Source organism: Planotetraspora thailandica, from assembly GCF_016863335.1.
GTDB classification, from domain to species: domain Bacteria; phylum Actinomycetota; class Actinomycetes; order Streptosporangiales; family Streptosporangiaceae; genus Planotetraspora; species Planotetraspora thailandica.
Map to the genome: position 1 here is coordinate 179,063 of NZ_BOOR01000008.1, position 23,411 is coordinate 202,473.

Annotated in this window: 22 protein-coding genes; 16 read left to right on the forward strand and 6 right to left on the reverse strand. The window is 69.5% G+C overall.

Translation table 11 applies throughout. The annotated features are described in order from the left end of the window. Positions 1-34 precede the first annotated feature (34 nt). From Pth03_RS07885 to Pth03_RS07940, 12 genes are all read left to right on the forward strand, one after another. Positions 35-739 carry a hypothetical protein gene (locus Pth03_RS07885; protein ID WP_203943468.1) on the forward strand — a complete coding sequence of 235 codons (705 nt, stop codon included), beginning with the start codon at positions 35-37 and terminating at the stop codon, positions 737-739. 1 nt (position 740) lies between these two features. Then, positions 741-1,550, forward strand: coding sequence for a MinD/ParA family ATP-binding protein (locus tag Pth03_RS07890; protein ID WP_203943469.1), 810 nt, complete (start codon positions 741-743; stop codon positions 1,548-1,550). Then, positions 1,547-2,854 (forward strand): TadA family conjugal transfer-associated ATPase, encoded by a 1,308-nt coding sequence (locus Pth03_RS07895; protein ID WP_203943470.1) that lies wholly within the window; start codon positions 1,547-1,549, stop codon positions 2,852-2,854. The genes Pth03_RS07890 and Pth03_RS07895 overlap by 4 nt, the downstream gene beginning before the upstream one ends. Further along, on the forward strand, positions 2,851-3,753 hold the full coding sequence (locus Pth03_RS07900; RefSeq protein WP_203943471.1) for a type II secretion system F family protein: 903 nt from the start codon (positions 2,851-2,853) through the stop codon (positions 3,751-3,753). The genes Pth03_RS07895 and Pth03_RS07900 overlap by 4 nt, the downstream gene beginning before the upstream one ends. Before the next feature lie 145 nt (positions 3,754-3,898). Then, the gene (locus tag Pth03_RS07905; RefSeq protein ID WP_203943472.1) at positions 3,899-4,840 is read left to right on the forward strand and encodes a type II secretion system F family protein; all 942 of its coding nucleotides are present in this window, start codon (positions 3,899-3,901) and stop codon (positions 4,838-4,840) included. Further along, positions 4,841-5,035 (forward strand): hypothetical protein, encoded by a 195-nt coding sequence (locus Pth03_RS07910; protein ID WP_203943473.1) that lies wholly within the window; start codon positions 4,841-4,843, stop codon positions 5,033-5,035. Between the two features lie 233 nt (positions 5,036-5,268). Continuing rightward, positions 5,269-5,655: a TadE family protein gene (locus tag Pth03_RS07915; protein WP_239118841.1), complete on the forward strand. Its 387-nt coding sequence runs from the start codon at positions 5,269-5,271 to the stop codon at positions 5,653-5,655. Continuing rightward, entirely contained in the window at positions 5,646-6,080 is a 435-nt protein-coding gene (locus tag Pth03_RS07920) for a TadE/TadG family type IV pilus assembly protein (protein WP_203943474.1), read from the forward strand. Before Pth03_RS07915 ends, Pth03_RS07920 begins: the two co-directional genes overlap by 10 nt. Positions 6,081-6,250: 170 nt before the next feature. Next, the gene (locus Pth03_RS07925) at positions 6,251-6,646 is read left to right on the forward strand and encodes a pilus assembly protein TadG-related protein (RefSeq protein ID WP_203943475.1); all 396 of its coding nucleotides are present in this window, start codon (positions 6,251-6,253) and stop codon (positions 6,644-6,646) included. A 32-nt stretch (positions 6,647-6,678) separates the two neighbouring features. Next, positions 6,679-9,732: a BTAD domain-containing putative transcriptional regulator gene (locus Pth03_RS07930; RefSeq protein WP_239118842.1), complete on the forward strand. Its 3,054-nt coding sequence runs from the start codon at positions 6,679-6,681 to the stop codon at positions 9,730-9,732. A gap of 127 nt (positions 9,733-9,859) precedes the next feature. Continuing rightward, on the forward strand, positions 9,860-10,504 hold the full coding sequence (locus tag Pth03_RS07935; protein WP_203943476.1) for a hypothetical protein: 645 nt from the start codon (positions 9,860-9,862) through the stop codon (positions 10,502-10,504). Further along, positions 10,501-11,445, forward strand: coding sequence for a hypothetical protein (locus tag Pth03_RS07940; protein WP_203943477.1), 945 nt, complete (start codon positions 10,501-10,503; stop codon positions 11,443-11,445). The genes Pth03_RS07935 and Pth03_RS07940 overlap by 4 nt, the downstream gene beginning before the upstream one ends. A 4-nt stretch (positions 11,446-11,449) precedes the next feature. Here Pth03_RS07940 and Pth03_RS07945 read toward each other — a convergent pair whose 3' ends face one another. Both Pth03_RS07945 and Pth03_RS07950 read right to left on the reverse strand, forming a co-directional pair. After that, positions 11,450-11,947 (reverse strand): methylated-DNA--[protein]-cysteine S-methyltransferase, encoded by a 498-nt coding sequence (locus tag Pth03_RS07945; protein WP_203943478.1) that lies wholly within the window; start codon positions 11,945-11,947, stop codon positions 11,450-11,452. Between the two features lie 11 nt (positions 11,948-11,958). Continuing rightward, positions 11,959-13,410 carry a DNA-3-methyladenine glycosylase 2 family protein gene (locus tag Pth03_RS07950; protein ID WP_203943479.1) on the reverse strand — a complete coding sequence of 484 codons (1,452 nt, stop codon included), beginning with the start codon at positions 13,408-13,410 and terminating at the stop codon, positions 11,959-11,961. Between the two features lie 108 nt (positions 13,411-13,518). Between Pth03_RS07950 and Pth03_RS07955 the strand changes: the two genes are divergently transcribed. Further along, on the forward strand, positions 13,519-13,674 hold the full coding sequence (locus Pth03_RS07955; RefSeq protein ID WP_203943480.1) for a hypothetical protein: 156 nt from the start codon (positions 13,519-13,521) through the stop codon (positions 13,672-13,674). A gap of 233 nt (positions 13,675-13,907) precedes the next feature. On the opposite strand, the gene Pth03_RS07960 is transcribed toward Pth03_RS07955, so the two are convergent. The 3 genes from Pth03_RS07960 to Pth03_RS07970 form a co-directional block, all read right to left on the reverse strand. Beyond that, positions 13,908-14,813 (reverse strand): NYN domain-containing protein, encoded by a 906-nt coding sequence (locus Pth03_RS07960; protein WP_239118843.1) that lies wholly within the window; start codon positions 14,811-14,813, stop codon positions 13,908-13,910. 145 nt (positions 14,814-14,958) lie between these two features. Further along, the gene (locus Pth03_RS07965; RefSeq protein ID WP_203943482.1) at positions 14,959-15,174 is read right to left on the reverse strand and encodes an acyl-CoA carboxylase subunit epsilon; all 216 of its coding nucleotides are present in this window, start codon (positions 15,172-15,174) and stop codon (positions 14,959-14,961) included. Beyond that, positions 15,171-16,760 carry an acyl-CoA carboxylase subunit beta gene (locus tag Pth03_RS07970; RefSeq protein WP_203943483.1) on the reverse strand — a complete coding sequence of 530 codons (1,590 nt, stop codon included), beginning with the start codon at positions 16,758-16,760 and terminating at the stop codon, positions 15,171-15,173. Before Pth03_RS07970 ends, Pth03_RS07965 begins: the two co-directional genes overlap by 4 nt. A gap of 406 nt (positions 16,761-17,166) precedes the next feature. On the opposite strand from Pth03_RS07970, the gene Pth03_RS07975 reads away from it, so the two are divergent. The 3 genes from Pth03_RS07975 (at position 17,167) to Pth03_RS07985 (ending at position 22,268) form a co-directional block, all read left to right on the forward strand. Beyond that, positions 17,167-17,931, forward strand: a complete 765-nt coding sequence (locus Pth03_RS07975; RefSeq protein WP_203943484.1) for an ABC transporter ATP-binding protein — start codon at positions 17,167-17,169, stop codon at positions 17,929-17,931. After that, complete coding sequence (locus tag Pth03_RS07980; RefSeq protein ID WP_239118844.1) at positions 17,907-19,556, forward strand: hypothetical protein; 1,650 nt, start codon at positions 17,907-17,909, stop codon at positions 19,554-19,556. Before Pth03_RS07975 ends, Pth03_RS07980 begins: the two co-directional genes overlap by 25 nt. A gap of 75 nt (positions 19,557-19,631) precedes the next feature. Next, a complete protein-coding gene (locus Pth03_RS07985; protein WP_203943485.1) occupies positions 19,632-22,268 on the forward strand; it encodes a phosphoenolpyruvate carboxylase in 2,637 nt (878 codons plus the stop codon). Positions 22,269-22,502: 234 nt separating this feature from the next. On the opposite strand, the gene fdhD is transcribed toward Pth03_RS07985, so the two are convergent. Further along, on the reverse strand, positions 22,503-23,363 hold the full coding sequence (gene fdhD / locus Pth03_RS07990; RefSeq protein ID WP_203943654.1) for a formate dehydrogenase accessory sulfurtransferase FdhD: 861 nt from the start codon (positions 23,361-23,363) through the stop codon (positions 22,503-22,505). Positions 23,364-23,411 lie beyond the last annotated feature (48 nt).

Below are 23,411 nucleotides of genomic sequence, written 5' to 3' on the forward strand. Positions count from 1 at the left end.
ACCTGGGGCCGATCATCCTGGGAGCCCCCCACCCATGAGGATCAGCGAAAAGCCCGCCCCCGACGGCCACGCCGCGGCACTCAACGGGCTGTCCGGGCCATCGGTCCGCAAGCTCCCTGTGCCGCCGCGCGAACGCAAACCCGCGCTCGCCGCACTGGCCGTCTTCCTCATCCTCATCGGTTCGCTGGGCGCCACCCTGCTCGTCATGAGGACCGGCGACCGCGTGTCCGCCGTACGGATCGTCGAACAGGTGGGGGCCGGGGAGAAGATCCCCGCGAGCGCCATCCAGGAAGTGCAGATCGCCGACACCGGCGTGGATTTTGTGTCCTGGCAGTACAGCGAGCGGGTCACGGAGACGTACGCGGCGGTCACGCTGCTGCCGGGCACCCTGCTCACCGAGCAGATGGTCAGCGAGAGCAGTGCGGAGGTCGGGCCGGGCAAGGCCATCGTGGGTCTCGCGCTCAAAGACGGGCAGATGCCGCTCGGACTGGTCAAAGGCGACGTGGTGCAGGTGATCTACGTGCCGTCGGGCGGCAAGGACGCCACGAGCCGGCAGACGACCGGGAGCCCGCAACGCGTCCTGTCCACCAACGCGCTGGTGACCAGGGTGGGAGCCTCCGACGACAACACGTCGAACGGCCTGATCTCCGTGGTCGTCGACTCGACCGTCGCCCCCACGGTGGCCATGCTCGCCTCCTCCGGGGAGGTCGCCGTCATCGCGATACCCGGAGCCAAGTGACGTGGCCCTCATCGCTCTGGCCGCAGACAAGGGAGCGCCCGGCGTCACCACCGCGGCGGTGGCGCTCGGCGCCGTCTGGCCTCATCCCGTGCTGGTGGCCGAATGCGACCCGTCCGGCGGCGACCTCGCCTACCGGCTCCCGGCGATGGACGGCGGCGTGCTCAACCCGGCGCGCGGTCTGCTCAGCCTCGGCGCCGTCGCCAGACGTGGCCTGCATCCCGACCAGATCCACGAGCACACCCAGAAGCTCGTCGGCGGCCTCGACGTGCTGGCCGGCCTCGCCAACGGCGAGCAGGCCGCCGGTCTGACCTGGTTGTGGGGCCCGCTCGGACGGGCGCTCGCCGCGATGCCGGAGGCGGACGTGCTCGCCGACTGCGGTCGCCTCGGTCTCCACCCGCAGACCAACGATCTGCTGGCCGCGGCGGACGAGGTGGTGCTTTTCACGCGCGCCAGCCTCGACCACGTCGCGCATCTGCGCGAGCGGCTCACGCTGCTCGACCGGCCGGTGGGAGTGGTGGTCATCGCCGATCCGCGTTCGTATCGGGCGTCGATCGACGAGATCCGCCGCATCGTCTCCAACTGGGACGTCTCGTTCGTGGCGGGCCTCGCCTACGACCCGAAGGGCGCGGAACTGCTCAGCGGCCAATGGGGCGGGCGGCTCGACCGCAGCCTTCTCATCCGTACGGCCCGCGAGCTGGCCGAGCGGCTGGCCTCTCACGTCGCCGCCGTGCCGTCCAGGGGCATGCCGCCCGTCTCCGTTCCGGCCCCCGCCCGTGCCGAGCCGTCGAGCGGAGCGAGACCAAGACCATGACAATCGACCACACGTTGGTGAAGCGCTTCCGGCAGGAGGTGGGTGACCGGCTTGCGCGTCAGCGCCGGCTGGACCAGGCCGGCGGCGTGGCGCCGATGTCGGCGGAGGACGAACGGCAGTTCGCGCGGGCTCTGATCGCTCAGGTGCTGGAGGAGTTCGCGCGGGGGGAGATCGGGGTCGGGCGCACGCCTCCGACGGCTGAGGAGGAGGAGGCGCTGGCGGCGGGGGTGCACGCCGCCTTGTTCGGCGTGGGCCGGCTGCAGCCGTTGCTGGACGATCCGGAGGTCGAGAACATCGACGTCAACGGCTGTGATCGCGTCTTTGTGAGCTATGCGGACGGCCGTGAGGTGATGGGCGATCCGGTGGCCGACTCGGACGAGGAGTTGGTCGAGCTCATTCAGATTCTGGCGGCGTATTCCGGGTTGTCGTCGCGTCCGTTCGACACGGCCAATCCGCAGTTGGATCTGCGGTTGCCTGACGGTTCGCGGTTGTCCGCGGTGATGGACGTGACCTCTCGCCCGGCTCTGTCGGTCAGGCGGGCCCGGCTCGGCAAGGTGTTCCTCAGCGATCTCGTGGGGAACGGCACGGTCTCTCCCGACCTCGGCCGCTTTCTGGCGGCGGTGGTGGCGGCGCGGAAGAACGTGATGATCGCGGGCTCGACTAACGCGGGGAAGACGACGTTGCTCCGGGCGCTGGCCAACGAGATCCCGCAGCACGAGCGGTTGATCACGGTGGAGCGGGCGCTGGAGCTGGGATTGGACCAGTTTCCCGAGCTGCATCCGAACGTGGTGGCGTTCGAGCATCGGCTGCCCAACTCCGAGGGCCAGGGTGAGATCACCATGGCGGAGCTGGTGCGCCGGTCGCTCCGAATGAATCCCTCGCGGGTGATCGTGGGCGAGGTGCTGGGCGACGAGATCGTCACCATGCTCAACGCGATGACGCAGGGCAACGACGGGTCGTTGTCGACGATCCACGCGAACTCGTCGATGGAGGTGTTCAACCGCATCTCGACCTACGCGTTGCAGGCGGAGGAGCGGTTGCCGATCGACGCTACCCACATGTTGATCGCGGGCGCGATCGACTTCGTCGTGTTCATCGAGAAGCGCAACGACTACCACCACGGCGGACGGCTTCGCCGATTCGTCTCCAGCGTTCGCGAGGTGACCGGAGTCGACGGCCGGGTGTTGTCGTCGGAGGTGTTCACCGCGGCGCCCCACGGCGGTGTCGTGCCGCACGCGCCGATCTCCTGCGCCGACGAGCTGGCCCACTTCGGCTACGACGCCGCCCAGGAGGTGTGGCGATGAACCTCCTGCCTCCCGGTCTGCTCGACCCGCTCGTGCTGCTCTCCGGAGCCGTGGTCGGCGGCGGCCTGTTCCTGCTGATCCTCGCCATCTACGGCGTCCGCCCCAAACCCGCGACGCCTGATCGCGGCGCGGAGCGTGCGGAGGCGCTCAGGAAGTTGTCCACGAGGATCGCGGTGGCCGTCGTCATCGGCGTCGTCGTCCTCGTGGCGAGCGGGTGGCCGGTCATCGCGGTGGGTGCGGCGGTGCTCGTACTGGCCTGGCCGGGACTCGCGGGCGGCGCGGCCGAGGAGCGCAGGGCCATGCAGAACCTGGAGGCGCTCGCGGCCTGGACGGAGTCGCTGCGCGACACGATCGCCGGGGCCGCCGGCCTCGAGCAGGCCATCCCGGCCTCCATCAGGGCGGCCGCGCCCTCACTCCAGCCGCATCTGCGTGATCTCGTCGACCGGCTGCACATGCGCATGCCGCTGGCGGACGCCCTGCGGATGTTCGCCGACGACCTGGGCGACCCGTCGGCCGACCTCGTCATCGCGGCCCTGATCCTCAACGCCAAGCTCCGCGGGCCGGGCCTGCGCGACGTGCTGAGCGCCCTGGCCGACTCGGCCCGTGAGGAGCTCGACATGCGGCGGAAGGTCGAGGCCGACCGCAAGTCGACCCGCAAGAGCGTGCAGATCGTCGTCATCGCGTCCCTGGTGTTCGCCGGCGGTCTCGTGGTCTTCAACCGCTCTTATGTCGAGGACTACAACTCCCTGCTCGGCCAAGCCGTCCTCGTCGTGGTGGCCGGCCTCTTCGGTGCCGGATTCGCCTGGATGAGGAAGCTCTCCAAATTCGACAAACCCGCCCGCATCCTCGCCCCCCACCCTGGGCGTGATCATGCAGAAGTTCGTGTGGAGGGCATGTGACCAGCTCCTTCCTTGGCCGTGATCATGCAGAAGTTCGGGTGCGGCCCCTCCTATCAGGCGTTATGCGATTCGTGATCATGCAGAAGTTTGCCGAAGAGCCTCCCGCCTGCGGCGATCCCGTACGTGATCATGCAGAGGGGGTCTCATGATCGGCCCCGTCATCCTGGGCGGCCTGGCCGGCCTGGGCCTGTTCCTCCTGGTCCGGGCGTTGTTCCCGGCACGGCCCAGCCTGATCAACCGGCTGACGGCGCTCGACGCCGCCCGCAGCGGCGGCAACGCGCCGAGGACAACCGTGATCACACCAGGAGAGAAGACGAGCGCCTTCCGGAGTGCGCTGGGCGCGCGAATGGCGGCCTTCTATGCCTCACGTGGGTGGCAGGTCCGTTCGCAGAAAGCCGACCTCGCTCTTCTTGGGAAGTCGTTCGAGGGTTTCCTCGCTACGAAGATCCTGCTCGCGGTCTCCGGCCTGCTGGTGTTCCCGTTCGTCGTCGCCTGGATGGTGCTCCTGGGGTCGGGAGTGTCACTGCAGATCCCCCTCTGGGCAGCCCTTCTCGTCGCCGTGGTGTTCTTCCTGCTCCCCGACCTGGAGCTCCGTCGGGATGCGGCGGCCCGGCGCGACGACTTCCGACACGCGGTGGGCGCCTTCCTCGACCTGGTCTCCATGAACCTCGCGGGCGGTCGCGGCGTGCCCGAAGCGCTGATGACGGCGGTGTCCGTCGGCGTCCCCCAGGGCGCGTCGGCCGGCCTGGGTTCCAACTGGGCGATGGAACGCATCCGCGACGCCCTCGCCAACGCACGAATCGTCGGTATCACCCCCTGGCAGGCGCTCGGCCAGCTCGGCGACGAGATCAACGTCGACGAGCTCCGCGACCTGGCAGCCGCTCTCGGACTCGTGGCAGACGACGGTGCCAAGGTCCGGGCCTCCTTGACCGCCAGAGCCGCCACCCTCCGCCGCCGCGAACTCGCGCAGCTGGAGGGAAAGGCGGGCGAGCGGTCCCAGTCGATGCTTGTCGCTCAGCTCCTGCTGTGCGCGGGTTTCGTGCTCTTTCTCAGTTTTCCCGCCGCAATGAAGATCCTGGGAGTCTGAATGTCCATCACCTACCTCGTCGCGATGCTTCACGACCGCATCCATCGTGCGCGGAACGCTCCGAGCAAGGGCGCCTCGGCCGTCGAATGGGTCATCATCACCGCTACCGTCGCCGTGCTCGCCTTCGGCATCGCCGCCATCGTCATCCCCGCAGTCACGAACAAGCAGCAGGAGATCGGAGACGCCTTCAAGTAGTGAGGAGAGGTCTCGGCAGTTTCATGGCACATCTCGAAGGCGTACGCGTGTCGGTTGGCGACGGGAGGTTCGGTGTGATGCACGACCGCACACGGAGCAGTTCCCCGATGCCGCCGGCGCGCGAACGCCGGGAGCATGAGTCAGCCTCCTCTCAGCGGCACAGTCGTGGCAGTGCCGTACGGCAGAGCAGTAAATGGAGACAGGGCCGACGGCACAGTGAGCGTGGCGCGTCCGTGGTCGAGTTCGCCTTTCTCATGCCCATCGTGCTCGTCGCCGTACTGGTGATCGTCCAGATGACCCTCTGGTTCCACGGGCGCCAGGTGGCGGACGCCGCAGCGAGGGAGGGCGCGCGAATCGCCCGTGCCGGGGGCATGTCCTCAGGCTGGCGGGGCGACGCGGAGGAGCGAGCGAAAAAGATCGTCAACGATGTCGGTCCTGAGCTGCTCAAGGGTGTGACGGTAACCGCCTGGGAGAAGAACGATCAGCGCGGTGTGGACGTGCGGGGAACGGTCGTCCAGGTCATCCCGCTGCTGCCCAAACTCACCCTCACCATTACCTCGCATTTCGGCGGGCCCACCGAATGCTTCCGTCCGGACGACGGGCGGGGGGGATGCGAATGACCCGGTCCGTACGGCTGTCGCGCAGGCGGCCCGGCGACCATGACCGTGAGCATGGCTCGATGGCCGTCGAGACGGTGCTCCTGGCGCCGCTCTTCCTGATCTTCCTCATGTTCCTCGTGGCTGCGGGCCGGATCGTCGAGGCGCAGGGCGAGGTCAACGGGGCGGCCCGCGACGCGGCACGGGCGGCGTCCATCCAGCGGGCCGAGGGAACGGCGAGAACCGCCGCTGTCGATGCCGCCACGGACACGCTGAGGGGCAGTTGCATCCCCACGGTCGCCGTGGACAGCAGCGAGTGGCATGCCGGAGGGCGAGTGAAGGTCACCGTCTCCTGCGAGCTGGATCTCGCATTCCTCGGATTCGGCGCCTCCCAGAACGTATCCGGCAGCTCCGTCGTCCCCCTCGAGCGGTTCCGGAGGGCGAATTGACGTCACTGCATGATCGCGGTCGGCATTTCCCCTGGCAGCGGGTCGACGGGCGAACTTCTGCCAGATCACGAACACAGGATGCGCAGGTCAGCGGGCCTGCGCGCGAACTTCTGCATGATCACCACAAGGGTTCCCCCCACCCTCACCATCACCTCAAAGAGCGGGGGTCGATGGCCGTCTTCACGGTGGTCTTCGCCTTCGTCGCCTTCCTTCTCGCCGGGCTGCTCGTCGACGGTGGAGCGGCCATCAACGCGAGGCTCAAGGCGGCCGACGTCGCCGAACAGGCCGCCAGGGCCGGCGCCGACCAGATCGACACAGACACCCTGCGGGCGACGGGGCAAGCCCTGCTCGTGCGCGACAGCGCTGCCGTCTGCGCCGCCGCGCGGGAGATCGTGAACGCCCAGGCGGCAGATGGCGTGAGGTGGGAGAGCTGCACGCCCAGCAGGACGCAGGTGACGATCGAGGTCACCGCCCACTGGGACACCATCTTCCTCTCCGCGATCGGCATCAACGGCACCACCATGGAGGGCTCCGCCACGGCCGCTCCGGACGCGGGTGGCCCATGACCTACACCTTCAGCACTGGGGAGGGATGAGGCGTGTCCCAGAAGCCCACACCACCGGGCTCTCGGGAAGGCGGCTGGTCGCGGCGGGGTGAGCCCCCGCCGCGCCCCCGTGGTTCGGCCGCGTCGCGGTCCCCGGCTCCGCGAGGCCCCGGCGCCCAGCGTCCCCCGGAGCAGTGGCGCACCCGCCGGCCGGTGCGCATCACCCCGAAGCGGACCGTGCGGGACGTCTTCGCCGGGCTCGGGGCGCTGGTCGTGCTCGCCGCGCTCGTCGGCGGCGTGCCGTACGCGTTGATCCGCCTGGCGGGGCCGCCGCTGCCCGCGGAACTGCTCCACGCCGACCTGTTCGTACGGCAGCTCGGGCCTGAGACGATCGTCGCGATCCTCATCTTGCTGGTGTGGCTGGCCTGGCTTCAGCTGCTGTTGTGCGTGATCGTCGAGATCTACGCCGGGATCCGCCGGGTCGGGCTCCCCGCAAGGGTTCCGCTGTCGGGGGGCACCCAGGCCCTCGTCAATCGCCTGGTGTCTGCGGTGCTGCTGCTGTTTACGGCGACCGCGGTCGTCGCACCGGTCGCCCATGCGAGCGCCCCGCCGTCGATCGCCCCGCAGACGGTGGCCCTCTCCGCCCAGTTGCCCGCACTGTCGGCCCCCGTCGCGGCGGACGTCGAGCACGCGCCCCTCCCAGCCAGGGAGACCAAGAAGGTCTACATCGTCCAGCCTCCCCACGGCCGCCATCACGAGAGCCTCTGGGAGATCGCCGACAAGTGCCTCGGCGACGGGCGGCGCTACGACGAGATCTTCCGGCTCAACCAGCACAAGGTGCAGCCGGATGGCAGCCGGTTGCGCATGGCCGACCTGATCCGGCCCGGCTGGGTGCTCGATATGCCGGACGACGCCCGCAACGTCGAGGTGGTCTCCACGGGCGACGATCGCAGCACCATCCTCGAGGAGCATCAGAACCCGTCAGCAACGAACGAGACGCCGCCCAAGGCTGAGACCCCCAAAACGGCCGAGACGCCTCCGAAGGCCGAGCAGGCTCCGCCTCCCGTGGTGCTTCCGGAGCCCGCCATGCCGTCCCCGGCCCAGGTGCAGACTCCCGTGCAGACCCCGCCGCCCGTGCAGAACTCCGCGCAGCCCACCGCTGAGCCGTCTGCAGCAGCAAACCAGGAAAAGCCGGACGAACCTCGCCGGGAGGAACGTCCTCCGGTGGCGGAACCCGAGGAAGCGGCCGCGGGGCTCGACCTCGTCGACTACCTCGGCGCGGCGACGCTGCTCAGCGCCGGTCTGCTCGCCGCGCTCGGACGGCGCAGGCGCGAACAGCTCTGGCGGAGGGCGTTCGGCCGGCGGCTCGCCCGGCCTCGCGGCGACGCTGCCAGCGCCGAGGTGGCCATCCGCCTGGGCGCCGATACCCCGGGCAGCCGCATGCTCGACCTCGGCCTGCGCCTGCTCGGCAAGCTCCTCGCCGAGGCCGACCGGCGGCCCCCGGCCATCTACGCGGTGCACCTGTCGGCCCGCGGTCTCGACCTGTGGATCCAGCCCGCCGACGAGGAAGCGCCCGAGCCCTGGGAGGCCTGCGACGGTGGACAGGTGTGGCGGCTGCCGGCGCACGAGGGCCGCAGGATCGACGAGAACTCCCTGGCCGACATGCCCGCTCCCTACCCAGGCCTGGTGTCGCTCGGCAGCGGCGACGACGGCAGGGTGCTGATCGATCTGGAAGCGGCACGCGGCCTGATCGGGATGACGGGCGCGCACACGGTTGCGGGCCTGGCCGCGCTCGCCGTCGAGCTGGCGACCAACCGGTGGTCCGACGACATGCGGATCACGCTGGTCGGCTTCGGCGACGAGCTCACGGAGCTCGCGCCCGACCGGGTCCGTACGGCAGGCAGCATCGCCGAGGTGCTTCCCGAGTTCGAGGGCCGCCTGCAGCCCGGACGCGACGTGCTGACCGGCCGCATCCACGGGCGTGTGGCCGATCCGGCATGGACCCCGCACTATCTGCTGTCGGCGCTCCAGCCCGACGAGGACGAGGCCCGCCGCCTGGCCGTCCTGGGCAAGGACATGCGCACGGCGGCCGGGTTCGTGCTCGCGGGCGACGTTCCCAACGCGACCTGGCACTGGGAGATCACCGAGGACGGCCGGGCCCGAATCGACGCGCTCGGCTTCGACGTCGAAGCCCACCTGCTGCCGCGCAGGCACTACGACGCCGTCATCGGTCTGTTCCGTACGGCACAGGAGTCCGACGGCGAGCCGCTCGCCATGCCGGAGCCCTCCGAGCAGGCCCCAGGCGAGCCGCCGTCCATCGAGGTACGCCTGCTCGGACCGGTCGAGATCAGCCCGGTCGACCCGCTCGAAGAGGGCCGGGCCGTGCTGGCCACCGAGCTGGTCGTCTATCTGGCCACCCATCGCGAGGGTGTGCATCCCGTCGTCCTCGGCGGTGTTCTCTGGCCGCGCGGCGTGCAGCCGGGGGTGCGGGACGCGACGATCGCCCGGGTGGCCGAGTGGCTCGGGCACGACTCGGCCGGCCGTCCGCACCTGTTCCTCGACGACTCGGGCAGGCTCAGGCTCGGGCCTGAGGTCCGTACGGACTGGCAGCTCTTCAACGAGCTGGCCCGCCGGGCGAAGGAGCTCGTCGACGCGGGCAGGCCGGAGTCGGCGCAGGCCGAGCTGCTGGAGAAGGCGCTGGGGCTCGTGCGCGGCCCGTTGCTGAACGGCAGGCCGGGCAACCGGTACGCGTGGCTCGCCGCCGATCCGCTCGAATACGACGTGACTGCCTGGGTGGCGGACGCGGCACACGAACTCTGCTCCATCCGGCTGGCCGAGGGAGACGCGCAGGCCGCGGTCGCGGCGGCACGCGCGGGTCTCCTGCTGGCGGCCGACGACGAGGGCCTGTGGCGCGACCTGCTGCGGGCCGCGCACGCCACGGGCGACCAGGCCAGGCTCCGGGTGGTCGTCGACGGGCTCTACCGCCGGGCCGCGTCGCACCCGTACGGAGGCGGCATGGCCCCCGAGACCGAAGCCCTCATCGAGGAGTTGCTCCCGTCCTGGAACCGGGGCAAGCGCACGGACCTCAGAACCCCCCGACTCGCCTGATCGGAGCGTCACATTGCGTGCCCGAACCACCTCCGGATCATGCCGATCCGCGCATAACGGTGGATCATCCGCCGGGGCGGCGGCTACGGTCGTCGCGGCGGGGGCTCCCATCGACCGGAGGTCATCGTTGACGCGCTGGAGAGCCGCCGTCGCGCTGTCGGCGTTCGCCGTGCTCACGGCCTCCGCCTGCGGCAGCCCGCAGCGTGAGTTCAGGCCCGCCGGGGCGGTCGCCGGGCAGCCCTCGGGCACGGCCCCGGCGATGAAACCGGCCGGCGTGGAGACGGCCGCGGCCGGGACCGGGCTCCAGGTCTCCGTCGACTGGCCTGGCGGGCTCGACGCCGCGCAGGTCGCCATGGTCAAGGCGTTGACCGACACCTACACCGCCCAATGGCGCGCGGTCACCAGCCGCGGCAAGGACACCGCCTACCTCCGAGGCGTGGAGGACCCCGCCACCAAGGACGCCTACAAACTGGTGCACAGTTTCGTGGACCACAAGCTGTCGGCGACCGGCGTGGCGAAGATGTACTCGTTGCGGGTCGCCTCGGCGATGGGCCGGGGTGCGGAGATCCACGCGTGTGTGGACGAGTCGGGCGTGAAAGTGGTCGACCGCTCGGGAACTCCGGTGGCCAAACAACCCGCATGGACCAAACCCCCGAAATCCACCTTCTTCCAGGCCGCGGCCATACGTCAGGGCGCCGACGGCAAATGGCGCATCAAGCTGTTCCAGCACGCCGTCTATCCCCACGAGCGCGCGAAGGAGTGCGTCCGATGAGCTTTTCCGCGAGCAGACGCTCGAGAACCGCCCTGGCCGTCCTGCTGGCCGGTGCGTTGACGACCGTTGCGGCCGCCCTTCCTCGCGGTCCCGAAGGGGACGGCTACCAGGACGGCAATACGGCGGGCGTGGTGTTGAAGGACTCCAGCATCGTCCTGTCCGGCAACGGCCTCGGCGGCGACCGCGGCAGCGGCTACAGCATGCCGCGTCCCTGCTGGTACGAGCCCGGCAAGTCCGCCGAGGAGATGCTCGCGACCCAGGAGGACCTCGGCGAGTACTGGTACCACACCAACCCCGGCGGAACCCCGGAGCAGTACGAGGCGTGGCTCAATCAGTACAAGGACAAGGTCGGCCAGGACGGCAGATGGTGGAGCCCCGCCTACAACTCCGCCGACCCGGGCGGTATGGCCTGCTGGGCAGGCCTGGAAGGCGCGCTCTGGGTGGCGGCGGGCGACACGCCCCCGGCGGGGATCAGTCCTGAGGTGCTCCTGGCGATCGCGCGGGCCGCGCTCACCGTGCCCGAGCCGACGATCAACGTGAACCCCGACGGCAAGAGCTACGTCAACCTCGACACGTGGGTATGGCTGACGGGAATCGGCGCGACCGAAAGATCGGTGACCGCCTCGATCCCGGGAATCATGTCGGCCACCGTGACGGCGACACTGGGAGACGATATGTCGATCGACTCCGGTACCGATTGGGCAAAAGAGCACAACGCGTGCGGCCAAACCGGAACCCCCTATGACGGGGGCGACAAGGCGAGCTGCGGCGTCACCTACCTGCGAGCATCGGTCGACGATGTCTACACGCTCACGGTCACGACCGAGTGGGACATCGAAGGCTCCATCGGCGGAGCCCCGAGCGGTGTATTCCAGCCGATTCCGGTGTCCACCGAGCGGGACATCGCCGTGGGCGAGGTGCAGAGCACGGTCCGGCGTTGAGGTCTCAGCCGCGGAGCTCGTGCTTCAGCAGCCATTCCTTGACGCAGGTGCCGTAGTAGTAGCCGCCGTACCCGCCCGACGCGGGCAGCACCCGGTGGCAGGGCACGAACGGCGCGACCAGGTTCTGGGCGCACGCCGAGCCGGCGGCCCGTGCTGCAGTCCTCGGCAGGCCTGCCTTCACGGCCAGCTCGGCGTACGACACGGTCGTCCCGGCCGGCACGGCACGCAACGCCTCGTACAACCGTTGCCGGGTGGGCGTGCCTGGCTGCTCGGCCGCCATGTCGTCGAGCGCGTCCACCTTGCCGTCCAGGTAGTCCCGTACGGCCTGGGCGGCATCTCCGAGGTCGTGCGTTTCACGGAGCGGGAGCCCCTGAAGTCGCGGCGAGAGCCGTACGAACATCTCCCGGGGGTCGGCGGTGAAGCCTGCGGCGACGAGCACGCCGTCGTGGGCGAGCACGGCCAGCGGGCCCACGGGTGTCGGCAGGGTCTGGGCGAGGATCATCGTCGTCTCCTTCATCGGTGGTTGGCCGTGTTCCAGAGATGGATTGCGGCATAGGCGCGCCACGGGCGCCACTTGTCGGGTTCGCCTGGGTGGATGTCCAGCCGGGCCATCGCCTTGCGGAGCTCCAGGTCGCCTTCCGGCCAGGCGTCCGGGTCTCTGAGCGACCGCAGGGCGATGTAACCGGCCGTCCAGGGGCCGATGCCGGGGATCTCCAGCAGTTCGGCGGTCGTGTCGGCGGGGTCGGCACCACCGTCGAGATCGATCCGCTCCCCGGCTACGGCCTCGGCCAGGGAGGTCAGCGTGGCGATGCGGCGGTTGGTGAGGCCGATCCCGGTCAGGTCGGAGCCGGCGAGCCGGTCGGCCGTGGGAAAGAGCACGCCGGGCGTCGTGCCGGGTGTGGCGGGGGTGCCCGCTCGGGCGGCGATGCGGCCGAGGATCGTTCGGGCTCCCGCGACCGAGATCTGCTGGCCGACCACGGCGCGCACGGCCAGTTCGAACCCGTCGTACGCCCCGGGGACGCGCAGGCCTGGGCGTTCCTCGACCAGGGGCGCCAGGCTTGTCGAGCCGAGGACGTCCGCGATCGCTTCGGGATCGGCGTCCAGGTCGAGCAGCCTCCGGCAGCGCGACACGATTCGCGCCAGCCCGCGCGTGTCATCCGTCCTGACCGTCAGCGTGATGTGCTCACCGGAGGGCGCGAGCGTGAGCGACCCACCGGGTACGGCTCGGCTGAAGGAGGCCACTTCTGAAGGGGCGCCGTTCATCCAGGCGACGCTCTCCACGCCGGGGATGGCGCGGGCGGCAAGGAAACGCAGCACGCTCTGGGCGTCATAAGGCTGCCGGTAGGCCAGCTTCAGCGTGAGCTCCGTCATGATCGCCGGTGTGGACGCCAGCGGGCCCACGGCCTTCCTCAGCTCTCCGGGGGCGAAGCCGTACGACTCCTTCATGGCCGCGTTGAACTGCCGCACACTGCCGAAACCCGAGGCGAACGCCACGTCGGTGATCGGCAGTGGAGTTTCGGTCAGAAGTTGCTTGGCGAGGAGCAGCCGCCTGGTCCGGGCGACGGCGAGAGGGCCCGTTCCGAGCTCGGCGACGAACAGGCGATGCAGGTGGCGCTCGGTCACGTGCAGTCGCTGGGCCAGTCCCGCCACGCCGCGCTCGTCGGCGACGCCGTCGTCGATCAGGCGCAGCGCCCGGCCGACCAGGTCGGCCCGGACGTCCCATCCAGGGTCGCCGGGGCTGAGCTCGGGACGGCAACGACGGCACGGGCGGAATCCGGCAGCCTCGGCCGCCGCCGCATGCCGGTAGAACCGCACGTTCTTCCTGGCCGGAGTACGTGCGGGACAGATGGGACGGCAGTAGATGCCTGTGGAGGTGACCGCCGTGTAGAAACGCCCGTCGAACCTGGCGTCCCGCGCGGAGACCGCCACATAGCAGGCGTCGAAGTCGAGCTCTCGTGTGCTCACGAATCTGACGTTATGCCCAGGCCAACCCAACTCACTGGCGGAAATCAGACCCCGCCGTGCTGAAGGTCCAAGCCCACCGAAGGGGCCCCACACCTCTTTCTCGTGATCATGCAGAAGTTCGAGGATCTCGCCGTGACCAGCCTGAACGCTGATCGTGATCATGCAGAAGTTCGTTGGGTTGGCGTTTCACAAGGCACTTTGCGTTTCGTGATCATGCACTTCTCACGTCGTACGGCCGGCACGGTGACTGCGAGCAGTGCATGATCACGATGCGCGGAATCCCAGGTCAGCGCGTATGTTTCCGAACTTCTGCATGATCACGATCGGCAAACGGCGAGCTCAGGGGCCGTGTTGCCGAACTTCTGCATGATCACGGCCCAAGGGGGGGGGGGGCGGCTTCTGCATGATCACACCCCAAGGGGGGCGGCTTCTGCATGATCACGGCAACGGGGGGGGGGGGCTCCCCGGGGAGGTTTCCGGGAAGGCCCCGTGCGAGGTCACTTGCTGGATATGCCTACGCCTAGGTCGAATTCTCGGTAGACACGGGCCCAGAAGCCGTCCCTCAACCAGACTCTCGCCTCGGGATACGGCCGCAGCGAGTGGCCGAGCTCCTTCTCTGCCTCGATCAGCAACTCGGTGTCGATGACGGTCGGCAGGAGCGGCCCGGGAAGCAGATCGCGTATGTTGTCGCGTCCTCGCGTGAGGATCCACTTCTGGGCGACGTGCTCGCCGACCTCCTCGACGTTCGGGCGGCTGGGGCCGAGCTTGGTCACCTGTCCGATAGGCGCCTTCGGCACCGGTTTGACCGTACGGCCGGCGAACACCTGGGCCGGCGACGGCGCAGGAGTGACGGCGACGGGCACCGGAGCCCGGTTGAAATAGGGACGCAGGAAATCGGCGCTGAGGATCTCCACCGTGTCGGATTCCCAAACCAGCCGTTCGGCCTGGTTGGTGCCGAACGGCGGCTCGACGCCCCATAGGTGGATCCGCACGCCGTAGGCCTGGGCGGCCTCCACGGCGGGCACCATGTCCTCGTCGCCGGCGATCAGCACGGTGTCGCTCACGGCGTGGTGGCGTGCCAGGGCTTCCAGGTCGCTGCGGATCTGCGCGTCGACGCCTTTCTGCTGGCCACGCGCGTTCAGGTTGCCCAGCCGCACCTTGACCCAGGGAAGCTGGGCGATCACGCGCTGGTCCACGGTGGGGACACGGTCCCTGGCGGCGTCGTACCAATAAACCCGCAGCAGTTCACCGGGGATGCGCTCGAGTGCGTGCTTCTGGAGCGCCTGGATGAGTTCGTCGGCCGCGACGCGGTACTCCTTGCGCTCCTTGGCGCCCAGGAGAACTTCACCCGCCGCGGCGTACAAGTAACCCACGTCTACAAGAACGGCATACTTTGCGGTCATGCCATGTGCGTTGAAGTCCGGGACGGCCATTGGTGTCCTCCAGGACTCGTCACTAGTTGATCGGCTGACTATATTCCCCCACTTTCTAGATAGTCCCAACTCTTGGGCCAGTTGACACCCTGTTCGGCCGATCTAATCGTCTGACTCACCTGTGGCCGGGCATGAAGGCCGCCCGCCACGCGCCCGGTCCATGTGGAAGATCACTACGCATGCGATGCGCCGGATTCCTCCAGTTATTCGCGTTGCGTACGGCTTTCGCCGCCCCAGTCGCGCGTACGGCCAGGGCGGCGACAAGGGCGGCGATCTCCTCGGGAGTCGCGTCCCCTCGAACGATCTTCAGGTACGGCTCTTGCTCGCTCACAGCGGGATGTTCCCATGCTTCTTGGGCGGCAGGGAGGCGCGTTTGTTGCGCAATGCACGCAACGCCCTGATGATCTTCACCCGGGTGTCGGAGGGCCGGATCACCGCGTCGACGTAGCCGCGCTCGGCCGCAAGGTAGGGGTTGGCCAGCGTGTCCTCGTATTCGGTGATCAGGCGGGCCCGTGCGGCGTCCGGGTCGTCGGCTGAGGCGAGTTCACGCCGGTAGAGGATGTTGACCGCGCCCTGCGCGCCCATGACCGCGATCTGCGCGGTCGGCCAGGCGAGGTTGATGTCGGCGCCGAGGTGCTTGGAGCCCATGACGTCGTAGGCTCCGCCGTACGCCTTGCGGGTGATCACCGTGACCAGGGGCACCGTGGCTTCCGCGTACGCGTAGAGCAGTTTGGCGCCCCGCCGAATGATGCCATTCCATTCCTGGTCGGTCCCAGGGAGAAATCCCGGCACATCCACAAATGTCAGCACCGGGATGTTGAAGGCATCGCACGTCCGTACGAAGCGGGCGGCTTTCTCGGAAGCGGCGATGTCGAGCGTTCCGGCGAAACTCATGGGCTGGTTGGCCACCACGCCCACCGAATGCCCCTCGACGCGGCCGAATCCGACCACGATGTTGGGCGCGAAGCCGGCGTGGATCTCCAGGAACTCGCCGTCGTCCAGGACGTGCCGGATGACGGTCTGCATGTCGTACGGCTGGTTGGCCGAATCCGGAATGAGCGTGTCGAGTTCGCGATCTTCTTCGGTCGTCTCCAGGGACGCCTCGGTGCCGAACTCGGGAGCGCCGTCCATGTTGTTCGACGGGAGATACGACAGCAGGGCTTTGGCGAAGTCGAGGCAGTCCTCCTCGTCGGTGGCCTCGTAATGTGCCACGCCCGACTTGGAGTTGTGCGTGTGGGCGCCGCCCAATTCCTCAAAAGTCACCTCTTCTCCGGTGACCGTCTTGATCACGTCGGGCCCCGTGATGAACATGTGCGACTTTTCCTGAACCATCAGGACGAAGTCGGTCAGTGCCGGGGAATAGACGGCTCCGCCCGCACACGGGCCCATGATCAAAGAGATCTGCGGGATCACGCCGGAGGCGTGCACGTTGCGCTTGAAGATCTCGGCGTAGAGGCCGAGCGAGACCACGCCCTCCTGGATACGCGCGCCGCCGGAGTCGTTGATGCCGACCACCGGGCATCCCGTCTTCAGGGCGTGGTCCATGACCTTGACGATCTTCTCGCCGAACACCTCGCCGAGCGACCCGCCGAACACCGTGAAGTCCTGTGCGAAGACCGCGACGGGGCGTCCGTCCACCGTGCCGTGCCCGGTGACCACGCCGTCGCCATACGGGCGTTCGCGCTCCAGGCCGAAGCTCGTCGACCGGTGCCGGGCGAACTCGTCGAACTCCACGAAGGAGCCCTCGTCGAGAAAGGACACCAGCCGTTCCCTGGCGGTCATCTTGCCTTTGGCGTGCTGCTTCTCCACCGCCCGCGCGGAGCCGGCGTGCGCCGCCTCCCGCAGTCGCCGGTCAAAGTCGGCGATCTTGCCGGCGGTCGTGTGAATGTCGACCTCGGGAGCCCGCTCGGCAGTCATCGGTCGTTCACTCCTCGTTCGGGTCGCCCCGTGCTCATGCTCGTTCACCAGTCCTCGTCCGCCGCGTGGCGCTCGGCGCCGGCGGCCGTCTCGCCGTGCCGCACCGGGGTTCGCCCGCAACCATGCCCGTCAGGGTAGTCAGAGCCGGACACCGCCCCACGCGGGGGGCGGACGAGGTCTTCCGGAGCCATTCCGTCCCATCCGCACGTCGAAACACGACGGGATCGGGTCGGCTCGCGGTTTTTTCCGGCACACGAACGCCGTTTGCCATAAACGCCCATCAGGAAACTCGGGAATCGGCACACGGGAACCACCGCGTGATCATTGTTCGTTCAACCGAAGCGAAAGCCGTACGGAAGGTCATATAACGGGGAGCGGCAACGGAGGCGCTGGCAGAGTGGGGCTCATGGGCGACGCGGTGCGGACACAGGGGTTGTTCAAACGGTTCGGCCAGCAGGTGGCCGTCGGCGGGGTGGACCTGATCGTGCCTCGGGGGAGTTTCGCCGGGCTCGTCGGGCCCAACGGCGCGGGCAAGACCACCACCCTCGGCATGGTCACTGGCCTGCTGCGGCCTGACGGCGGGCGGGCAGAGATCGAAGGTCACGACGTCTGGACCGACCCGGTCGGCGTCAAGTCGAACATCGGTGTGCTGCCCGAGGGGCTGCGGCTGTTCGAGCGCCTGTCCGGACGGGAACTGCTGACCTACAACGGCCGGATCAGGGGCATCTCGCCCGAGGAGACCCGGCGGCGGGCGGACGAGCTCATCCAGGTCATGGACCTGGTCGAGTCGCAGGACAAGCTGGTCGTCGACTACTCGACCGGCATGCGCAAGAAGATCGCCCTGGCTGCGGCGCTGCTGCACAACCCCCGGGTGCTGTTCCTCGACGAGCCCTTCGAGGGGGTCGATCCGGTGTCGGCCAACACCCTCGTCGACGTATTGCGCAGATACACCTCGTCGGGCTCGACCGTGATCTTCTCCAGTCACGTGATGGACCTGGTGGAGCGCCTGTGCGACTGGGTCTCGGTGATGAACCGCGGGCAGATCGTCGCCCAGGGCCCGCTCACCGAGGTGCGCGGGGAGCGCACCCTCAACGAGGCGTTCCTCCAGTTGGTCGGGGCGCGCGGAAACGGTGAGGAGGGCCTGTCGTGGCTCGGCTCTCCGACGGCGTGACGTCCCCCGGCCCCGCCGGCCCCGGTGGCGTGACGCCCTCCGGTCCCGCCGGGACTGCCGATCTCACGCTCTTCGCCCTCTTCGTACGGCTGAAGGGCCGGCTGATCCTCGGGAGCCTCCGGGGAGACACGGCCAAGCAGATCGGCTTCGTCTTCTCCGTGCTGGCAGCGGTCGTCTGCGGGGCCGGCGGCTTCCTGCTGTTCGCCCTCCTGCGGATGGCGTCGCCGGGCACGGCCCTGGACGCCGGTGTCGTGGTCTTCGCGGTGTTCACGATCGGGTGGGCCCTGATCCCGCTGGTGTTCTTCGGCCTCGACGAGACCCTGGACCCGTCGCGGCTGGCGTTGTTCCCTCTGAGCACCCGGCAGCTCGCGATCGGAATGACGGCGGCGTCGGCGACCGGTCCGTGGCCCCTGGCGACGCTCGCGATCCTGGCGGGCGGCATCGCCGGGTTGTCGCGCGGCCCGGGCGGCGTCGTGATCGGCCTCCTCGCCGTGGCGCTCCAGTTCGTCCTCTGCCTGGTCGTCTCCCGGCTGATCACCACCGCCCTGTCCGGCGCCCTGCGCAGCCGCCGGGGGAGAGACGTGCTCGCGGTGGCCGCCGTGTTCGTGGTGCTGGCGTTCCAGCTGCCCAATCTGATCGTCAACCGGAGCAACCCGGGCGACGTCGCCGGCCTGTTCTCCGCCGCCGCGGATGTGCTCCGGTGGACGCCGCCGGGGCTCGCCGCGCACGCCATCGCGGACGGCGGGATCGCCGGCGTCGCGGACCTGGCCGCGGTCGCCGTGGTGGTCGTGGTGCTGGCCTGGGCGTGGATCGCCGCGCTCCGGCGGGCCCTGGTCCTGCCGGACGCCTCCAACCAGGGCGGCGGCTCCGTGCGCCGGTCGTGGATCGAGCGGTTCCTCCCGCGCGGCATGCTCGGCGCCGTCGTCTCCAAGGAGCTCAAGTACGCCAGGCGGGAGCCGCGGGGGCGGATCGCCTGGTTCAGCGCGATCGTCGTCAGCGGCGTCATCATGTTCTCCATCCGCGGCGACGCCGGTCCTTCCGGGCCGGGGTCGGTCGCCGGGCCCGCGTGCCTGGCCGCCCTGATGATCGGCCTGCAGGCGGGCAACGTGTTCGGCCTCGACGGGCGGTCGTTCTGGATGAACGCGGTCGCCTTCCCCACCGAACGCGAGATGCGGACCGACCTCGCCGGCCGCCACCTCGGGACGGCGATCATCGCGGTGCCGCTGCTCGCCGTGGTCGCCCTCGTCGCGGGCCTCCTCATGGGAGATGCGTCCTGGGCGTTGCCCGCCGCGCTCACCGCATGGGGCGTGCTCGGCGTGACGCTCGGAGCGGGGGCGGTCGCCAGCGTGCTCCTGCCCTACACCGTGCCGGAACGGCTCAACGCGTTCAGCGGAGCGGCGCCGGGCCAGGGCGGGCTCGCGTTCGTCTCCTCACTCGGCATGATGCTCGCCTCCGCCGCGGTCGCGTTGCCGATCTTCCTTCCCGTCGCGATGGGGCTGACCTGGGTGGCTCCGCTCGCCGTGCCGTACGGGCTACTGGCCGCCTGGGGAGGGCGGAGACTGGCCGCGTCGCTCGGATTCGGGCGCATGCCGGAGATCTTCGCCGCGGTCTCCCGGGGGTCCTGAGCCGGCACGATTGGTCTAGTCCAACGGGTGAGACCGGTCTCGGGTGATTAGCCCGAATTCGCTAGCCTTCCAAGCATGGCCGCCATAGCTCCTGCCGAACGACACAATGCCGTCGCGGAGATGCCGGACGAGCTTCGCGCTGACGTGCGCCTGCTCGGAGGGCTGCTGGGCCAGGTGATCGCCGAACACGGCGGTCCCGGCCTGCTCGCCGACGTGGAACGCCTGCGCAAAGCCGTTATCGCCGCCCGCCGACACGAAACGACCGCCGACGATGTGGCCGCAATGGTGGCCGAATGGCCGATCGAACGGGCGGTTCACATCGCCCGGGCCTTCACCTGTTATTTCCACCTGGCCAACCTGGCCGAGGAGCACTACCGCATCCGCATCCTCCGCCAGCGCGACAAGGACGACATCCCCCTGCGCGAATCGCTGGCCGAAGCCGTACAGGAACTGCGCGGCGACGACAAGCTGACCGAACTGCTCGACGGCCTGGAGTTCCGCCCGGTGCTCACGGCCCACCCGACCGAGGCCCGCAGACGCGCGGTCGTCACCGCGATCCAGCGAGTCAGCGCCCAGCTCGACGTTTACAACGCGCCGGGGATGGGCGCCGCGGAGCGGGAGGAGGCCCACCGGCGCCTCCTGGAGGAGATCGACCTCCTGTGGCGCACCGCCCAGCTGCGCTCGACCAAGCTCGACCCGCTCGACGAGGTCCGTACGGCGATGGCCGCCTTCGACGAGACCCTCTTCCGCACCGTGCCGCAGATCTACCGGTCCCTCGACCGGGCTCTCGCCCCCGGCACGGGGACGCGCCCGCCGCTGGCCAGGCCGTACATCCGCTACGGAAGCTGGATCGGCGGCGACCGGGACGGCAACCCCAACGTGACCGCCAAGGTGACCCGCGAGGCCGTGCTGATCCAGGCCGAGCATGTGCTCACCGCCCTGGAGAACGCGGCCACCCGGATCGGCCGCACGCTGACCGCCGCCGTCCAGTACACCCCGCCGTCGGCCGAGTTGCGCGCCGCGCTGTCGCAGGCCGAGGACGACTACCCCGACGTGGTGTCCGAGATGGCCACCCGGTCGCCGCAGGAGCCGCACCGGGAGTGGCTGATCTTCGTGGCTGGGCGCATCGCCGCCACCCGCCGCCGCGACATGGACCTCGCCTACCGCTCGCCGTCCGAGCTGCTCGCCGACCTCCGGCTCGCGCAGGACTCCCTGCGCGGCGCGGGAGCCGTACGGCAGGCCTTCGGCGAGCTGCAGCACCTGATCTGGCAGGTGGAGACGTTCGGCTTCCACCTCGCCGAGCTGGAGGTGCGCCAGCATTCCGAGGTGCACGCGGCGGCGCTGAAGGAGATCGCCGAGGGCACCCTGTCGGAGCGCACGGAAGAGGTGCTGGCCACGATCAGGGTCATCGCCTGGATCCAGGAGCGTTTCGGGGTGTCGGCCTGCCCGCGTTATGTGGTGTCGTTCACCCGCTCGGCCGACGACGTCGCCGCCGTCCACGAGCTGGCCAGGCACGCCCTCGGCGACCGCGCGCCGGTGCTGGACGTCGTGCCGCTGTTCGAGTCGGGTGCCGACCTGGACAACTCCTCCGCCGTACTGGACGGCATGCTCGCGCTGGAGCCCGTCCGCCGGCGGCTCGCCGACAACGGGCGGCGCCTGGAGGTCATGCTCGGCTATTCGGACTCGGCCAAGGAGCTCGGGCCCGCCGCCGCCACCCTGCGCCTCTACGACGCCCAGGCCGCGCTGGCCGCGTGGGCCGCGCGCAACGACGTCACACTGACGCTCTTCCACGGCCGGGGCGGCGCGCTCGGGCGTGGAGGCGGTCCCGCCAACCGGGCCGTGCTCGCGCAGGCCCCCGGGTCGGTCGCCGGCCGTTTCAAGGTCACCGAGCAGGGTGAGGTCATCTTCGCCCGCTACGGCCACTCGGCGATCGCTCGCCGCCACATCGAGCAGGTGACCAACGCCGTGCTGCTCGCCTCGACCTCGGCGGTCGAGTCGAGCAATGCCGGCGCCGCCGCCAAGTTCCGCGCGCTGGCCGACAAGGTGGCGCGCGCCTCGGAGAGGGCTTATCGGTCGCTGACCGAGGCGCCGGGGTTCCCCGAGTGGTTCGCTCTGGTCAGCCCCCTTGAGGAGATCGGCTCCCTGCGGCTCGGGTCCCGGCCGGCGCGGCGCGGCCTCGGTGCGCCGCGTTCGCTCGACGACCTGCGCGCCATCCCGTGGGTGTTCGCCTGGGCCCAGACCCGGGTCAACCTGCCTGGGTGGTACGGCCTGGGCAGCGGGCTGGGCGCTGTGGCTTCCGAAGGCGGCGTGGAGGAGCTTCGCGCGGCGTACAGGGAGTGGCCGCTTTTCGCCTCGTTGATGGACAACGCGGAGATGTCGCTGGCCAAGACCGACCGGGCCATCGCCTCCCGCTATCTCGCCCTCGGCGGGCGAAACGACTTCGTCGAGCAGGTGCTGGGCGAATACGACCTGACCAGGAAGCTCGTGCTGGAGATCACCGGCCACACGCGGCTGCTGGAGAACCGCAGGGTCCTGTCGCGGGCCGTGCAGTTGCGCGATCCGTATGTGGACGCCCTCAGCCACCTGCAGTTGCGGGCGTTGTCCGCCTTGCGGGCCGACGGCGACCTGTCAGAGAAGGAGCGGGACCGCCTGTCCACCCTGTTGCTCCTGAGCGTCAACGGAGTGGCCGCCGGCCTCCAGAACACCGGCTGACCCCGAACCCCCCTTGGTGGTGATCACGCAGCGCTCACCCTGGTGGTGATCATGCAGCGGCCACCCTGGTGGTGATCATGCAGAAGTTCGGGATCATGCCCGCCGAGCTGCCCGAACTCATGTCGTGATCATGCAGAAGTTCGGGCGATGCCCCGCCGGCCTGCGAGAACACAACTCGTGATCATGCAGTACTTCGTGGATGTCCGCCCTGAACTGGGCGGACATCCATCGTGATCATGCAGCGATGCGTTCCGTGCCCGAATAGATGTTGAACCGCTCTCCCCGCAGGAAGCCGACCAGCGTCATGCCGAAGTCGCGGGCGAGTGTCACCGCCAGCGACGATGGCGCGGAGACCGCGCACACCACCTGGATGCCCGCTGCCAGGGCCTTCTGCATGATCTCGTAGCTGGCGCGCCCGCTCACGAGCAAGACGTGCCGGTCGAGCGGCAGGCGTTCGGTCAGCAGGGCCCAGCCCACGAGCTTGTCGACCGCGTTGTGCCGTCCGACGTCCTCGCGTGCGGCGACCAGCGCGCCGTCGGGCGTGAACAGCCCGGCCGCGTGCAATCCGCCCGTCTTGCCGAACACCCCCTGGGCCTTCCTGAGCGTGTCCGGCATGCCGTACACGACCTCGGGGGAGACCTCGATCGCCGGGCCACCGCCGAGCGGCGCGCAGCGGTCGCGAAGGGCGTCGAGACTGGCGGTTCCACAAACTCCGCACGCACTCGACGTAACGAAATGTCGCTCAAGAGCTGAAATGTCGGGGAGTTCGGTGGTGCCGAGCCGTACGGTCACGGTGTTGTAGCGCGCCTCGGGCTCCAGGTCTTCGTCGGTGCAGTAACCGATCGCCTCGATCCCGCCCGGCGCGATGATCCCCTCGCCGTGGAGGAACCCGGCCGCGAGCTCGAAGTCCACGCCCGGCGTCCGCATCGTGATCGCCACCGTACGGCTCTCGCGCCCGGCGAGCAGCCGGATTTCCAGGGGCTCCTCGGTGGCGAGGTCGTCACGGTGATCGCGTACGGCGGTGCCGGAGACCTCGCGTACGCGGATGCGGGTGACGGGTCCGGGCCGGGTTGTACGGCTTTCGCCAGATTGCATGATCACGAATCGCTTCTTCCCTGCTCAGAAGGGCATCGCCCGAACTTC

Bases quoted from the DNA above. Each gene is read 5' to 3' on its own strand.
- Pth03_RS07920 (WP_203943474.1), top strand. From the start codon at position 5,646: ATGCGAATGACCCGGTCCGTACGGCTGTCGCGCAGGCGGCCCGGCGAC.
- fdhD (WP_203943654.1), bottom strand. From the start codon at position 23,363: ATGCAATCTGGCGAAAGCCGTACAACCCGGCCCGGACCCGTCACCCGC.
- Pth03_RS07970 (WP_203943483.1), bottom strand. From the start codon at position 16,760: ATGACTGCCGAGCGGGCTCCCGAGGTCGACATTCACACGACCGCCGGC.
- Pth03_RS07975 (WP_203943484.1), top strand. From the start codon at position 17,167: ATGGGCGACGCGGTGCGGACACAGGGGTTGTTCAAACGGTTCGGCCAG.
- Pth03_RS07925 (WP_203943475.1), top strand. From the start codon at position 6,251: ATGGCCGTCTTCACGGTGGTCTTCGCCTTCGTCGCCTTCCTTCTCGCC.
- Pth03_RS07905 (WP_203943472.1), top strand. From the start codon at position 3,899: ATGATCGGCCCCGTCATCCTGGGCGGCCTGGCCGGCCTGGGCCTGTTC.
- Pth03_RS07895 (WP_203943470.1), top strand. From the start codon at position 1,547: ATGACAATCGACCACACGTTGGTGAAGCGCTTCCGGCAGGAGGTGGGT.
- Pth03_RS07955 (WP_203943480.1), top strand. From the start codon at position 13,519: ATGCAGAAGTTCGAGGATCTCGCCGTGACCAGCCTGAACGCTGATCGT.
- Pth03_RS07960 (WP_239118843.1), bottom strand. From the start codon at position 14,813: ATGACCGCAAAGTATGCCGTTCTTGTAGACGTGGGTTACTTGTACGCC.
- Pth03_RS07885 (WP_203943468.1), top strand. From the start codon at position 35: ATGAGGATCAGCGAAAAGCCCGCCCCCGACGGCCACGCCGCGGCACTC.
- Pth03_RS07940 (WP_203943477.1), top strand. From the start codon at position 10,501: ATGAGCTTTTCCGCGAGCAGACGCTCGAGAACCGCCCTGGCCGTCCTG.
- Pth03_RS07900 (WP_203943471.1), top strand. From the start codon at position 2,851: ATGAACCTCCTGCCTCCCGGTCTGCTCGACCCGCTCGTGCTGCTCTCC.
- Pth03_RS07945 (WP_203943478.1), bottom strand. From the start codon at position 11,947: ATGATCCTCGCCCAGACCCTGCCGACACCCGTGGGCCCGCTGGCCGTG.
- Pth03_RS07985 (WP_203943485.1), top strand. From the start codon at position 19,632: ATGGCCGCCATAGCTCCTGCCGAACGACACAATGCCGTCGCGGAGATG.
- Pth03_RS07910 (WP_203943473.1), top strand. From the start codon at position 4,841: ATGTCCATCACCTACCTCGTCGCGATGCTTCACGACCGCATCCATCGT.